The sequence below is a fragment of the Nonomuraea sp. SBT364 genome (assembly GCF_001083785.1).
Taxonomy (GTDB): domain Bacteria; phylum Actinomycetota; class Actinomycetes; order Streptosporangiales; family Streptosporangiaceae; genus Nonomuraea.
The window spans coordinates 39,834-53,573 of sequence record NZ_LAVL01000012.1 but is presented as its reverse complement, the minus strand read 5'-3'; the positions used below and the strand labels follow the sequence as shown (position 1 = coordinate 53,573).

Below are 13,740 nucleotides of genomic sequence, written 5' to 3'. Positions count from 1 at the left end.
ATAACCACGAACGGGACACCGCCAGAAGGACACCTACCCCGAGAATCTTTTCCCGGCTAGGACAGATCCGCCTCCGCCAGCAGCAAAGGGACGGCTGACGGGTCACGGAGCAGCGCGGCGACCGCGAGGCGGTCGTTCCACTGGCCGGTGGCCCAGGCCAGGCCGCGGGCCAGCCCGTCGACACCGGTGCAGTGGACGGCGCCCTCGAAGAAGCGCCACGTGCACTCCGCCCCGTCGACCAGCAGCTTCTCGTGTTCGACGTACGTCTCGGGAGCCGTCGGCAGCAGGGAGCGCACCTGCGGCGGCACCGGCCGCGTCTCCCCGGACGAGGTGACCTCGCCGGAGGTCAGCTCCCCGGCGAGCGGCAGGTCGAGCAGCTCCGACAGCGACTCGGCCAGGTCGAACGGGGCCAGCACCAGCGGATGGCTGGTCACGAGCTGGAGCAGGTCGGGGGCCTCCACCACGACGACGTCCTCGGCGTCGGCCACGACGATGTCGCCGCCGAGCACCGCCCGCAGCCGCGCCGGCGGCGCCACCCGGGACGGCTCGACCCCGGCCAGCGCCATCCACAGCGCCCGCAGCTGAGCCCGGTCGACCTCGATGGACTCGTCCGCCATCAGGTCGAGCAGCTCCTCGGGGCCGCCGTGGGAGTCGAGCAGCTCGGCCAGCGTGGTGCGCACGCCGAGCATCGCCAGCGCCGCCTCGTCCAGCCCCGACGGCGCGTCGGCGTAGAGCCCCTGCAGCAGCGGGTCGGCTCCCGGCAGTCGCAGCTCGCGCGGCTTGCGCCCGCCGAGCACGGCGTGGCCGGCCAGCCACCAGGCGGTGTAGGAGGGCACCTCGACGCCCTCGACGCGCAGCGGGTGGAGCGCCGCCCGCAGCGGCGGCCTGGTCAGCAGCGCGAGCGCGGCCGGCCAGTCGGCGACCAGCTCCAGGTCGCGCACGGCGACGAACTCCGGCACCACCGGCGGCACGTCCAGCTCGGGGAGCAGGTCGAGCACGTGGTCGAGCCATTCGTCCTCGCCGTCGAGGTCGTGGTCGCAGTCGTCGTGGTCGAGCAGCACGTCGGAGTCGTGCACCACGGCGAACCCGTCGAGCACCCCGGCGGCGGCCAGCACCCGTGGCCCGTAGGTCTCCTCCAGCTCGCCCGCGACCACGCCGAGATGCGTGTCGGGCTCCAGCAGCCCGGCCAGCGCGCCGCCGGACAGCATCAGCTCACCGGCCGGGTAGAGCTCGCCGTCGGCGCCGCGCAGCGCCAGCTCGCCCAGCCACGGCGCCTCACCGGGCGCCAGCCCGGCGGCCTCGACCAGGGACAGCACGGCACGCGCCACCGGCTCGGCGTCGGGGTTGTCGAGCGACTGGCCGACGGCGGCCTTGGTGAGCGGGTCTTCGAGAATGGTGCGCGGGCTCGCCTCGGCCGCGCCGAGGCGCAGCAGCACCGGGTGCGCGGCCTCGGGATGCACGATCCGCAGCCCGAGCGGCGCCAGATCGAGCCCCGAGTCGAGGCGCACGGAGCCGGGCTCCAGGATGAGGGTGCCGCGCGGGCCGCGGACCAGGCGGCCGTCGGTGAGCGGGACGGGGAGGGCGCCGAGCGACTCGGGGTCGTCGGCCGGGAGCACGTCGTAGAGCGAGCGCCACCACGACGGCTCCCTGCCCTCGACGGCCTCGCCGGACAGCAGGTCGACCACGTCGGCGAGCTCCACGCGGCGCACGCCGAGCGAGGCCATCGCGGGATGCCGGGCAGGCCACCCGGCCGGCAGCAGGCCGGGCACGAAGCCGGCGACCGCCGCCAGCAGCTCGGCGGAACCGGCGACCACGGCGGCCTCGCGCCCCGCGACGACCCAGCCGTCGGCGCCGGGCTCCTGGGCCGGGTGCTCGACCTGCCACACGGCGTCGGGCTCGTAGACCTCGGCGTCGGCGAACGACGGCGTCTGCACGGCGGGCGCGGGGGCCGACAGCGCGGGCAGCAGCGGCGTGCCGGGCAGCCGACGCAGGACGGCCCGCCGGATGCGGGCGTCGAGCTCTCCCTTGCCCATCAGCGCGGGCACCAGGTCGAGCAGCTTGGGGGTGCGCGGCAGCTCGCGCAGCAGCCGGACGTAGGCGTCGGCGACCTTCTCGACCAGGAAGTCGGTCAGCGGCCCCGCCGCCACGTGCCGCCGGTCGGTGGCCATCGGGAACGACGCGATGAGCAGCGCCGGCAGGTCCAGCGGCTCGTCGCTGGGCGTCGGCGCGTGCACCACCGGCGGCACCGTCGCGGGCAGCGCCACCGGCTCCCCGCCGCCCCCACTGTTTCCGCCGTTTCCGCCCGCGCCGGCCGACCGGCCCGCGGCCGGGGCGCCGGCGAGCGGCACGGCCCAGCGGACCGACCAGAACGGCCGGGCCCGCTCCTCGGTGGGGCGGTCGGCGAAGAGCGCCGCCACCTCGTCGGGAGTGAACTCGCCGGACTCCGACACCACGTGCCAGCCGGCGGCCGACACCGTGCGGATGGTGCCGTCGAGGTCGATCTCGATGGCCTCCAGGGCCGGCATGCCGAGCGGGAGCGCCGGGCTCGCCTCTTCGAGCATCCGGCGCACCGCGTCGGCGGACGCCACGTCGCGGAGCGGGAGCCGTACCAGGCTGTCGAAGCCGTCGGGGACGTCGAGCGGGTCGGCGGCGAAAGGCAGGCGGAGCATCGGCACGTGCCCGGACCGCGCGGCGAGCTCGCCCGCGAGCTCCGGCACCGCGCCGACCAGCGCGGCCGTCTCCGAGCGTGACCAGCGGACGGCGCCCGTGTCGCGGGACCCGATGGCCGGCTCGTCGCAGACGGACACCACGGCGGCGAACCCGACGCCGAACCGCCCGGCCGCGCCCGCCTCGTCGCGTTTGCCCGAGACGCGCAGCGTGGACAGGCCCTCGACGCCGGTCGCGTCGAGGGGCGCGCCGGTGTTGGCGGCCGTCAGGACGCTGCCGCGCAACGTCAGCCGGAGCACCCCTGGCACGCCCGCCCGCAGCGCCGCGTCGGCGGCGTTCTGCGCCAGCTCCACGATCAGCCGGTCGCGGTAGCCGCCGAGGGCGAAGTCCTCCTCGGCGTTGGCGTCCTCACGGAACCTGGCGGGCGAGGCCGTCCACGCGGCGAGCACGGCGGCCCGCATCCGGTCGGTGCCAAAGGTGTCGGTCATCGATCACGATCCCGGGGTCGAGGGAAGGGGGCCACCGTAGGCTAGCGGCCCGCGCCGACACTCCCCGCCAGAAAGCCGATCAGGAGTGGCCGAGCTCCTCGGAGGCGGTTTCGTCGACCGATCCGGCCTCCTCCTCCATCAGGTCGAAACCCAGGTCGTCGAGGATGGGCGTGGCCTGCTCCACGGGCGGCGGCATGACCGCGGCCTCGGAGTGGGCCCCGCAGCCGTGGTCGGCGGCCACCACCTTGCCGTCGTCGGGCGCGTACTCATTGGCGCAGACTCCGAACGTGCGCCGGAGCCCACCCGCGAGCGGCCAGTAGAAGCCGCAGGTGGAGCACTGCGCGGGAGCGGCGTGTGCGATCGGAGTGTGCGGCCCGTGCTCGCCCGAGTGCCAGCGCCTGGCCGCCCGGTCCTTGCCGACGGCCGAGAGCACACGGGCCCGGCCCAGGCCGTACTCGAAAATCATCTGGTGGTCGACGTCGTCGTCGGTCTCGGTGAAGCCCGGCTCCAGCCGGTCGTCGTCGTCGGCCGTCGGCAGCAGGTCGCCCACGCCGAGGTCGCCGGGCCGCAGCCGCTCGCTCCACGGCAGCCACTCGGGCGCCAGCAGCGCGCCGGCGCCGGGCAGCAGGACGGCCTCGCTGACCGTGACCTTCTTCGCGCGCGAGGCGCGGGTGACGGTCACCGCCCAGCGCCAGCCGCGATAGGCGCGGTCGAGGCAGGCGAAGTAATGGGTGACGATCCGGTCGCCCTCGCTCTCGAAGCCGAGGTGCTCGCCGGGCTCGCCCGGACGCGCCAGCTCCTCGGCCGCGGTGCGCGCCAGATCAACGGCGGCGACACAGGCCTGGTCGGGGGCGGAGACGCGGGTCCTGGCACGGGTCATCGGCCCGCCTCCGCCGAAAGGTGCTGTTCGCTCACACTTCATTCTCACCCATGCCCGGACCTCACGGGGCCGACTGGTCAGGATCGGGTCGCGAGATCGACGTCGAGGGGGCCCACTGAGGGGGATCCGACGCGGAGATCGACGGGGAATCGGGTAAGACTGGTAGGCGTGGAGGGAGGCTGGGAGCGAGCGCGGGACATATCACGGCGCGTGGGGCGCGGCGTCGCCGGCGCGGGCCGTGCGACCGCGCGCGCCGCGAAGGCGACGGCGGGCGGCACCGCGCGCGCGGGCCGGGCCACGGCGGGCGGGGCCCGCAAGGTCGGGCGCGCCACCCGGCGGCTCACCCACGCCAACGGCGCCGACCGCACCGGCCTGGGCCGGCTGATCGAGCTCACCGCCGGGCACAGCGCGGGCGACACGCTCGTCACGATCGCGCTGGCCAGCACCGTGTTCTTCGGGCTGCCGGTCGGCGAGGCGCGCGGGCCCGTGGCCCTCTATCTGGTCATCACGATGCTGCCGTTCGCCTTGCTGGCGCCGTTCGTGGGGCCGATCCTGGACCGCTTCAGGTCCGGGCGCCGCTACGTGATGGCCGGCACGCTGTTCGGCCGGGGGCTGCTGTGCTTCGCGATGGCGGCGGCGGTGGGGCCGCAGGACCTGCCGACGCTGTTCGCCGGGGCGCTGGGCGTCCTGGTGCTGTCGAAGGCCTACAACGTGTCGCGGGCGGCGATCATGCCGAGTGTGCTGCCCGCCGACATCACGCTCGTCTCGGCCAACGCGCGCGTGGCGCTGTTCTCCCTGGTGACGGCCGGTGTGATGGTGCCGGTCGGGGCGGGCCTGACCGCGTGGCTGGGCAGCGCCACGATCCTGCGCGTGGCGATGGTCGCGTTCCTGCTCGCGGGGGTCTTCGCCGTACGCCTGCCGCGCCACGTGGATTCGCCCGACCTGGATGAGGAGACGCCGGAGGAGGGCCGGGCGCCCCGCTGGCGGACCCTGTTCAACGTGGGCCCGGCGGTGGCCGAGGCCGTCCGGGCGAACGTGGCCATCCGGCTGTTCTCCGGGTTCCTGCTGTTCTTCCTGCTCTTCCTGGTGCAGGACGGCGGGGTGCCCTGGCTCGCGACGCCCGACCCGTTCTTCGACGTGCCGAAGACGATCGCGGTGCTGGCGGCGGCGGCCGGGCTGGGCGGCCTGATCGGCGCGGTGGCCGCCAACTGGGCCCGCAACCACTCGCCCGGCGTGCTCGTGCTCCTCACGCTGGCCGCGACCGTGACGACCACGATCGTCTCCGCGATCTTCTTCGGCCTGTGGACCGCCGTCGCGATCTCGCTGGTCACCGCGTTCGCCCAGGAGCTCGGCAAGCTGGCGCTCGACGCGATCGTGCAGCGGGAGATCGGCGAGGAGATGCGCTCGTCCACGTTCGGCGTGGTCGAGGCGATGCTGCAGCTCGCCTGGGTGTTCGGCGGGCTGGTCGGGCTGGTGCTGTCGCTGACCGAGAGCAGCACGGCGGGCTTCGTCACGCTGGCCGTGACGCTGACCGCCGTGCTCGGCTGGCTGGTGGTGACCCGGCGCACCCGCGTGCGGGCCGCCGAACGGCAGGCCCGCGTCCGGCATCCCGGGCCGGAGCCGCGGACCGAGCCGCTCGACCGCACCAAACCGCTGACGAACCCGAACGGCTAGGCGTCCAGGTCGTCGGCGACGGCCCGCAGCACCTGGGCGATCTTCTTGGCGTGCGCCGCCTCGGGATGCTTGCCCCGCTGGTAGGACATGGAGACGCCGTCGAGCAGTTTGATCAGGTCCTCGACGATGACCACCATCTCGTCCGGCTTCTTCCGCTTGCCCTTGGGCTTGGTCTTGGCCAGGGTGGGCGGCTGGTCAAGGATGCGCACCGAGAGCGCCTGCTGGCCGCGCCGGCCCTCGGCCACGCCGAACTCGACCTTCTGCCCGGGCTTGAGTGGCCCGGCGTTCGCCGGAAGCGCGGAGGAATGCACGAAGACCTCACCGCCGTCGTCACGGGTGAGGAAGCCGAAACCCTTGTCGGCGTCGTACCACTTGACCTTGCCACTCGGCACAGGAGGACCTCGTTCAAACAGTCGTGATAGGGATGGACGTAGGTTATGCCCCGTAGGGCGACAGGGCGACCGGGTAAATGCCGATGAATTACACGAGTTCGGCGCGCGATCGCCATCCGGCGAACCAGGTGGCGAATTCCGTCAGGTCGGCCAGTGCCACATCGGTTCCGTGCTCGCGGAGCTCGCCCACGCTGTAAGGGCCGGTCGCGACCGTGACGCTGAACGCGCCTCCCGCCCGCGCCGCCGCGATGTCGGCCACATGGTCACCAACATAAGCTGCCGCGCCGAACCTCGCGAGGGCGGTTCCCTTGCCCGCGCCGAAGACGGCGCCGACCACCTCGTCCACGTCCAGCCCGAGGTGCCGCACGGTGCTGGTGGCGTCGCGCTCGTTCTTGCCGGTCACCACGATGACCCGGCCGCCCCCGGCGCGCACGCTCTCGATCGCCTCGTGTGCCCCTTCCATGGCCACGTGCGAGGGCACGCCGACGTGCTGGTAGATCTCCCGGTAGAGGTCGGCCGCCTCCTTGATCGCCTCTTCCGGCAGCCAGTGGGCCAGTTCCTGCTCGAGCGGCGGGCCGAGCCGGGTGACGACCAGCGCGCTGTCGATCGCGACGCCGAGCCGCGCGGAGAGCTCGTCGTAGACCGCCGCGATCCCCGCCCGCGTATCAGCCAGTGTCATGTCCAGATCAAATCCCACCGATGTCGCCACATGTGAAGGATGCCAAAGAACGAGGTGATACGTGTAACGGCGGTTGTTGTGGGACCGTAGGAAAGGAATTACTTATCCCGCCGGAGGTAGCAGGAAACAGATGGCCACGAGCACGCGTGAGCGGATCATCGACGAGTCGTTGCGGCTGTTCGCCGAGCGCGGCTACGCCGCCACGTCCGTCGCCGAGATCGAGGCCGCCGCCGGGCTGTCCCCCGGCGCGGGCGGCCTCTACCGGCACTTCAAGTCCAAGTACGAGGTGCTCGCCGCCGCGATCAACGAGCACGCGGCCAGGACCGCCGGCCAGATCGCCGAGAGCCTGGCCGAGCTGAACGGCATGGAGTCCTCGGCCGGTCTGGAGGACCGGCTGTCGCTGCTGTGCCGGGCCGGGCTGGCGAAGGTCCGCGAGGAGTCGGAGCTGACCCGGGTCTTCTTCCGCGATCTCAGCCAGTTCCCCGAGCTGGTGGCGGTGGTCCGGCAGGGGCTGCTGCAGCCGATGTTCGAGGCCATCGTCACCTGGTTCGAGACGCAGCCCGAATATCGCGACGTCAAGCTCGACTGGGCGGGCATCGCCGCCGTGCTCGGCGGTTCGGTCGTGCAGTACAGGCTGTTCCAGGAGACCGTGGGCGAGACGCCGGGTCACGCCGAGAAGGACCAGTTCGTCACGGCCTGGGTGCGCCTGGCCACCGGCCTGACGCCCACCCCCGCGCCCGTCACCTGACCTTCATCCCCGATCGAGCAGCCGGAGGAACAGCCAGCACACCCCCGCCCCGGTGCCGATCATGAACATGATCCCGCTGGCGTTGAAGAACTCCAGCACGAACGCCTGCAGCCCCGGCCGGTCCCCCACCCGCAGATCGCCCACGACCACGCCACCGGCCGTGTAGCCGAGCATGGGCGCTCCGATCCCGATCAGCCGGTCGCGCAGCGCCCAGGTCTCGCTGAACATCACCAGCGCCGCCCCCGCCCCCCAGGCGATCACGGGCACCCGGAAGATCGCGACGGCCGGCAGGTCGAACGGCACCAGCAGCGCCGCTACCACCAGGATCACCAGGGCGGCGGCCTCGCGCGGATGCTCCTTGACCACGGTCCTGGCGTCCCGGCCGCCGGTGGCCATCGGGTTCGCACCGGCCATCGCCGCCCGCCGCAGCCCGGCGAACGGCAGCCCGCGCGGCCTCCTGCTCAGCTGGGCACGGGCGACCCTCCGGTAGTGCGCCACGCCCGGCGGCAGCGCCGGGTCGTCCACCACCTTGGGGAAGGCCGCGGTCACCCCGTCCGTCCCGGCTCCGGGGCCGGGCGGGGGCGGCGCCGAGGCGGCCGCCAGGCGGCGGACCTCGCGCTCCACCAGCGCCACCGGGTCACCGAACCGGGCGAGCACCTTGACCACGTCGCGCGCGTTCTGGCTGCCCGCGCGCTCCTCCTCGATCCGGGCGCGCAGCCGCCTGGTGAAGTCGAGCCGCTGCTCGGGCCTCAGCACGCCGTGCGCCGCGTCAGCGGCCTTGCTGACGTAGTTGAGTATGAGCTGGTCCGCTCGCTCTATCACGCCTAGCAATGCTGCCTCAACGAGCAGGGACATACCATGGCAACGATGGAGTTCACGGAGTGGATCAGGGGGCGTTCCGACGAGGAGCTGCGGGCGCTGGTGTCCGCGCGCCCCGAGCTGATCACCCCGGTGCCGGCCCACCTGGAGGGTCTGGCCTCCCGGGCGGGCAGCCCGTCGGCGATCGCCAGGGTGCTCGACCGGCTCGACCGGTTCAGGCTCGCCGTCGTCGAGACGCTCGCCGTACAGCCCGGCCCGATCAGGAAGACGGCGCTGCGCGAGCTGATCGGCGGCGCGCTGGCGGCGGGCAAGCCCGAGCCGGCGCTGACCGCCGCGCTCGACCACCTGCGCGGCCTGGCCCTCGTGTACGGCCCCGACTCGGCGCTCGACCTGGCCCCGGGCGTGCGCAAGGCGCTGGACGACCCGGCGGGGCTGGGGCCGGCGGCCGAGGCGGCGTTCCGGCATCATCCGCCGGAGCAGCTGGAGGAGATGGCCGACGACGTCGCGCCCGGCACCGAGGGGTCCGGCCGGGAGCGCCTGGCCGCCGCGCTGGCCGAGCCCGCCAAGCTGGTCGAGGACGTCTCGGCGGAGGCCAGGGCCGCGCTCGACCAGCTCGCCTGGGGGCCGCCGACCGGCCGGGTGCCCAACGCCCGGCGCGAGGTCCGGATCGGCTCGGCCCGCTCGCCCATCGAGCAACTGCTGGCCCGCGGCCTGCTGGCGGCGACCGGCGAGGAGAGCGTGACGCTGCCCCGCGAGGTAGGCCTCTACCTGCGCGGCGGGCGCGTGCATCGTGACCTGCTGGCCGTGCCGCCCGCGCTCGACGGCGCCGCCCGCGACCGGAAGCTGGGCGACCGCACCGCGGCCGGGCAGGCGTTCATGTTCGTGCGGGCGGTCGAGGAGCTGTGCGAGCGGTGGAGCATCGACCCGCCCGGCGTGCTGCGCACCGGCGGCCTCGGGGTCCGCGACATGAAACGCACCGCCACCGAGCTCGACCTGCCCGAATGGGCTGCCGCGCTGGTCGTGGAGGTCACGTACGCCGCCGGGCTGATCGCGGCGGGCGGCAACGTCGACGGCGAGTGGCTGCCGACCGCCGGCTACGACCTGTGGCGGGTCAGGGGCACTGCCGAGCGCTGGGTGGCGCTGGCCTCGACCTGGCTGCACATGGACCGGGTGCCCGGCCTGGTGGGTGAGCGCGACGACCGCGACCGGCCGCTCAACGCCCTGCACACCGACCTGCGCCGCTCGTCCGCGCCCGCCGTCCGGGCGGCCGCGCTCGGCGTGCTCGCCGCCGCACCGGGCCTGGCGCCCTCGCGCGACTCCATCCTCGAACGCCTCGCCTGGGAGCAGCCGCGCCGCCGCGGGCCGCTGCGCGAGCAGCTCACCGAGTTCGCGCTGCGCGAGGCCGAACAGCTCGGGCTCACCGGGCTCGGCGCGCTGTCCGGCCACGGCCGGGCCCTGCTCTCCGGCGACGACCCCGCCTCGGCGCTCGCCCCGCTGCTGCCGGAGCCGGTCGACCACGTGCTGCTCCAGGCCGACCTCACCGCCGTCGCCCCCGGCCCGCTCACCAGCGAGCTGAACCGGTGGATGACGCTCGCCGCCGACGTCGAGTCCAAGGGCGGGGCGACCGTCTACCGGTTCGGCGAGAGCTCCATCCGGCGCGCCCTGGACGCCGGCCAGGCGGCCGAGGAGCTGCTGGCCATGCTCGAACGCCACTCCGCCACGCCGGTCCCGCAGGCGCTGTCCTACCTGGTCGCCGATGTCGCCCGGCGGCACGGGCGGATGCGCGTCGGCACGGCCGGCGCGTACATCCGCTGCGACGACCCGGCGCTGCTCGACCAGATCACCGCCGACCGCCGCTCGGCCGCCCTGCGGCTGCGCCGCCTGGCGCCCACCGTCATCGCCTCCCGCTCGTCGCGCGCGGCGCTGGTCGACTCGCTGCGGGCCATGGGGTACGCGCCGGTCCCCGAGTCGCTCGACGGCGATGTGATCATCACCCAGCTCGACAGCCGGCGCACCGAGGGCATCGCCGCCGCCCGCCCGCTCAGCTCACCGAACGGCCTGGACCCCGAGGTGGCGGTGGCGGCCGTCCGCGCCCTGCGCGCCGGTGACGCGGCCCACCTGGCCCGCCGCGAGCCCGTCGACGCCCCCGGCGGCCAGTTGCCCCGCAGCCCGGCCACGGCCACCATCTCCGCCCTCCAGGACGCGATCCGGCAGGGCGTCCGGGTGTGGATCGGCTACCTCGACTCCCAGGGCAACGCCACCTCGCGCATCCTGGAGCCGGCCCGCATGGAGGGCGGCTACCTGACCGCCTACGACGAGACCCGGGCGGCGGTGCACCGGTTCGCGCTGCACCGCATCACCGGGGTCTCGGGCATCTGAGGGCTTTCAGGCGCCCTCCTCCGCGGGGAGCAGACCGGCCAGCGGGGTGTCCAGGCGGGTGATCTGGGTCGCGAGCGCCACGATCGCGGCCGGGGAGACGAGGGTGGCGGCGAGTTCCCTGGCGGTCGCCACGTCGGCCGGATGCCGGTGTGCCGGAAGGCCGAACGTGGCGAGGCAGAGATCGAAGAGACCGGCTCCCGGCGGCGGTGACCAGGGATGGTGCAGCTCCGTCGGTTCGGCGGATCGCGGGGGCGGCGTGTGGGTGACGACCAGGTACGCGCCGATCTCGGCCAGGGCGTGGGCCAGCGAGGTGAGGGGCTGACCGGCGAGGGGCCAGTCGGGGAGCAGGTAGGCCCTGCCGGGTTCGAAGGGCATGCGCGCGACCAGGCCGGCGACCGTCGTGACGGGAGACAGGATGGTGATGCTGCCTTCGGCCAGCGGCATGCGCGACAGCAGGGCGATCGCGCCCAGGCGCCTGCCGGTCGCCTCGGGGCCCACGAGCGCCAGGAGGTGGCGCTGGGCCAGGCGGTGCACCGCCGGCGGGAAGCAGGCGGGCTCCAGATAGGTGCGAAGCAGGTGCGCCACGTCGCAGGGCGTCAGGCGGGCTGCCGTCAGGTCCGTGAGCGGCGGGAAACCGTCCGCTTGCGGAAAGTCGTCGGCGAGCGTCGATTCGCCGAGCCGGCGTTCGGTCCCGTACGTCACAGGGCACCTCTGGAACTTTCATGGAAAGTCATGACGCGGACGGTGATGTAGTTTTCTTTCGGCAGTAATCGCGGGCCAACGGATTCTTGCGCCGTCCGGCGGGGTCTTCGCGGGCTTCTTCCGAAGGGTCGTGACCAGGCACCTTCGGCGGCGGGTGGGTGCTGGACCATGTCGATCATGCGCTCCCTTGCTCGGGACAGTCAGGGGTTGACAAGTCAGGAGTTGCCTCCGCAGGCCACATTATCCCCACGTGTCACCTCAAAACTGGAACTGGCCCCACGGGAAACAGGAATCACCCCAGAGGCGGATTTATGCCTATTTAAGGACACGTGGGCCGCACTCCACAATGACTAGTCAGGAAAGCCGTCCGGTCGATCGCGAGAGGGTTGACTACGCCTGGCGGATCGCAGCAAGTTAGGGCATGTGACCGAGCAAACGCTGGGCCGGTTGGCCGAACAGTCCTGGACCAGGTTCGAGGACTACGACTCGCTCTTCTACGAGGGGGAATGGCATCGCAGCCACAGCCTGGCCGAGCGGGCCAGGAAGGTCTGCGGCGGGTTCGTGGCGTCGGGGATCCGGCCCGGTGACCGGGTCGTCGTCATGATGGCCACCTCGCCCGACGTGCCCGTCATCTGCCAGGCGCTGTGGGCGGCCGGGGCGGTGGTGACTCCGGTCGTGTTCCTCGTGGGCGCCGAGGAGCTGCGGCACATCGTGCTCGACAGCGGCGCCTCCGCGATCGTCACCTCCCCCGAGCTCATGCCCACGGTCGAGGCCGCCGGCGTGGACGTACCGGTGCATGTGGACACCGGCGAGCTCGAACGGGCGGCCGAGCACGGGCCGGTGCCGCGAGATCCCGGGGATCTCGCCGCGCTCATGTACACGGGAGGCACCACCGGCCGGGCCAAGGGCGTGATGCTCAGCCACGCGGGGCTCTGGCAGGTGGCCAAGGCCTCCTACGAGATGTCCCACCAGCCGGGGATCAACCGCGCCATCGTGCCGGTCCCCCTCTCCCACGCCTACGGGCTGATCGTCACCGTCGCCGCGATGCACGCCACCGAGCCGCCCCAGGCCGTGCTCATGCGCTGGTTCGACCCCCGGCTCTTCCTGCGGCTGGCCGCCGAACAACGCGTCCAGTACGGCACGGTGGTGCCCGCCATGCTGCAGATGCTGCTGGCCGAGCCGCTGGAGGATCATCCGCTGCCCGACCTGGCGTTCCTCACCTGCGGCGCGGCGCCCCTGGGCCGCGAGACGCTGACCGAGTTCGAACGCCGGATGCCCGGCGTGCGCGTCCTGGAGGGCTACGGGCTGACCGAGACCAGCGCGGTCACCACGTTCAACCCGCCGGGCAGGCACAAGCCGGGCAGCGTCGGCCTGCCGCTGCCCGGCTACACGATCACGATCCGCGACGCGGACGGCGAGGCCGTGGAGCCCGGCGACGTGGGCGAGATCTGCGTGACGGGCGAATCGCTCATGCTCGGCTACTGGGGCGAGCACGAGCCCGACCCCGACGGCACCGCGCTGGTCGGCGACGAGCTGCGCACCGGCGACATCGGCTGCGTGGACGACGACGGCTACCTCTATGTGGTGGACAGGAAGAAGGACCTGATCATCCGGGGCGGCTTCAACGTCTTCCCGCGCGACGTGGAGGACGCGCTGAACGACCACCCGGACGTGGTCATGTCCGGCGTCGTCGGCCGGCCCGACCCCCGACTCGGCGAGGAGGTCGTGGCTTTCGTCCAGCTCCGGCCCGGCGGGACGGCGACCGGGGACGAGCTGATCGCCTGGGCCCGCGACCGGGTCGGCCGGGTCAAGTATCCCCGCGAGGTGACGTTCGTCGACTCCATCCCGGTCACCAGCGTGCTCAAGCTGGATCGTAAGGCCCTGCGGGCCAGATTCGGGCCGGACACATGACCAATCCGTGATAAATGTTGACCGGACAGGAGGTGGCATGAGCCAGCAGGATCCGCCCGGCGGTTACCCGTACCAGCCTTACGGCGCCGACTACGGCTCGCAGCCACCGCCTCAGTACGGTTACGGCTACGGTTACCCGCCGCCCCCGCGCAACCAGCCCAGCCCCAGCGCGATCGTCTCGCTCATTCTCAACCTGCTGGGCGTCGTCAGCTGCTGCAACCTGCTCGGCATCCCCGGCGCGATCCTGGCCGGCCTGTCGATGCGGTCCGAGACCTCCCCCGGGACCGCCCGGTCCATGATCGTGTGGAGCTGGGTGCTGTTCGGGACCGGGTTCGTGCTGATGGTCGGCCTGTTCGTCTTCCTCGGCGTCAACGGCTATCTGGAGGACGAGTAGCCAGTTC

The 13,740-nt window shown here is 73.2% G+C and carries 11 protein-coding genes; 5 read left to right on the top strand and 6 right to left on the bottom strand.

Annotated elements, in window-relative coordinates; all coding sequences use genetic code 11:
- Positions 1 to 56 precede the first annotated feature (56 nt).
- On the bottom strand, positions 57 to 3,155 hold the full coding sequence (locus ADY59_RS08545; RefSeq protein ID WP_049559873.1) for a sacsin N-terminal ATP-binding-like domain-containing protein: 3,099 nt from the start codon (positions 3,153 to 3,155) through the stop codon (positions 57 to 59).
- 79 nt (positions 3,156 to 3,234) lie between these two features.
- Positions 3,235 to 4,035 (bottom strand): DUF3027 domain-containing protein, encoded by an 801-nt coding sequence (locus ADY59_RS08540; protein WP_049559869.1) that lies wholly within the window; start codon positions 4,033 to 4,035, stop codon positions 3,235 to 3,237.
- 210 nt (positions 4,036 to 4,245) lie between these two features.
- Here ADY59_RS08540 and ADY59_RS08535 point away from each other — a divergent pair, with 210 nt between their 5' ends.
- Positions 4,246 to 5,709 carry an MFS transporter gene (locus tag ADY59_RS08535; protein WP_231618607.1) on the top strand — a complete coding sequence of 488 codons (1,464 nt, stop codon included), beginning with the start codon at positions 4,246 to 4,248 and terminating at the stop codon, positions 5,707 to 5,709.
- On the opposite strand, the gene ADY59_RS08530 is transcribed toward ADY59_RS08535, so the two are convergent.
- Together ADY59_RS08530 and ADY59_RS08525 are read right to left on the bottom strand one after the other, a co-directional pair.
- Complete coding sequence (locus tag ADY59_RS08530; protein WP_049559867.1) at positions 5,706 to 6,101, bottom strand: cold-shock protein; 396 nt, start codon at positions 6,099 to 6,101, stop codon at positions 5,706 to 5,708. The genes ADY59_RS08535 and ADY59_RS08530 overlap by 4 nt on opposite strands.
- A gap of 88 nt (positions 6,102 to 6,189) precedes the next feature.
- On the bottom strand, positions 6,190 to 6,798 hold the full coding sequence (locus tag ADY59_RS08525; RefSeq protein ID WP_269433565.1) for an HAD family hydrolase: 609 nt from the start codon (positions 6,796 to 6,798) through the stop codon (positions 6,190 to 6,192).
- 112 nt (positions 6,799 to 6,910) lie between these two features.
- Between ADY59_RS08525 and ADY59_RS08520 the strand changes: the two genes are divergently transcribed.
- Positions 6,911 to 7,528, top strand: coding sequence for a TetR/AcrR family transcriptional regulator (locus ADY59_RS08520; protein ID WP_049559861.1), 618 nt, complete (start codon positions 6,911 to 6,913; stop codon positions 7,526 to 7,528).
- A 3-nt stretch (positions 7,529 to 7,531) separates the two neighbouring features.
- Here the strand turns inward: ADY59_RS08520 and ADY59_RS08515 are convergent, their stop codons facing one another.
- The gene (locus tag ADY59_RS08515; RefSeq protein ID WP_049559858.1) at positions 7,532 to 8,350 is read right to left on the bottom strand and encodes a hypothetical protein; all 819 of its coding nucleotides are present in this window, start codon (positions 8,348 to 8,350) and stop codon (positions 7,532 to 7,534) included.
- Positions 8,351 to 9,508: 1,158 nt separating this feature from the next.
- Between ADY59_RS08515 and ADY59_RS53930 the strand changes: the two genes are divergently transcribed.
- The gene (locus ADY59_RS53930) at positions 9,509 to 10,726 is read left to right on the top strand and encodes a helicase-associated domain-containing protein (RefSeq protein ID WP_442937691.1); all 1,218 of its coding nucleotides are present in this window, start codon (positions 9,509 to 9,511) and stop codon (positions 10,724 to 10,726) included.
- 6 nt (positions 10,727 to 10,732) lie between these two features.
- Here ADY59_RS53930 and ADY59_RS08505 read toward each other — a convergent pair whose 3' ends face one another.
- Positions 10,733 to 11,428 carry a hypothetical protein gene (locus ADY59_RS08505; RefSeq protein ID WP_049559851.1) on the bottom strand — a complete coding sequence of 232 codons (696 nt, stop codon included), beginning with the start codon at positions 11,426 to 11,428 and terminating at the stop codon, positions 10,733 to 10,735.
- A 423-nt stretch (positions 11,429 to 11,851) separates the two neighbouring features.
- On the opposite strand from ADY59_RS08505, the gene ADY59_RS08500 reads away from it, so the two are divergent.
- Both ADY59_RS08500 and ADY59_RS08495 read left to right on the top strand, forming a co-directional pair.
- On the top strand, positions 11,852 to 13,339 hold the full coding sequence (locus tag ADY59_RS08500; protein ID WP_049559848.1) for a class I adenylate-forming enzyme family protein: 1,488 nt from the start codon (positions 11,852 to 11,854) through the stop codon (positions 13,337 to 13,339).
- 37 nt (positions 13,340 to 13,376) lie between these two features.
- The gene (locus ADY59_RS08495) at positions 13,377 to 13,733 is read left to right on the top strand and encodes a hypothetical protein (protein ID WP_049559845.1); all 357 of its coding nucleotides are present in this window, start codon (positions 13,377 to 13,379) and stop codon (positions 13,731 to 13,733) included.
- The last annotated feature ends 7 nt before the right edge of the window (positions 13,734 to 13,740 follow it).

Bases quoted from the DNA above. Each gene is read 5' to 3' on its own strand.
- ADY59_RS08520 (WP_049559861.1), top strand. From the start codon at position 6,911: ATGGCCACGAGCACGCGTGAGCGGATCATCGACGAGTCGTTGCGGCTG.
- ADY59_RS53930 (WP_442937691.1), top strand. From the start codon at position 9,509: ATGGACCGGGTGCCCGGCCTGGTGGGTGAGCGCGACGACCGCGACCGG.
- ADY59_RS08495 (WP_049559845.1), top strand. From the start codon at position 13,377: ATGAGCCAGCAGGATCCGCCCGGCGGTTACCCGTACCAGCCTTACGGC.
- ADY59_RS08540 (WP_049559869.1), bottom strand. From the start codon at position 4,035: ATGACCCGTGCCAGGACCCGCGTCTCCGCCCCCGACCAGGCCTGTGTC.
- ADY59_RS08545 (WP_049559873.1), bottom strand. From the start codon at position 3,155: ATGACCGACACCTTTGGCACCGACCGGATGCGGGCCGCCGTGCTCGCC.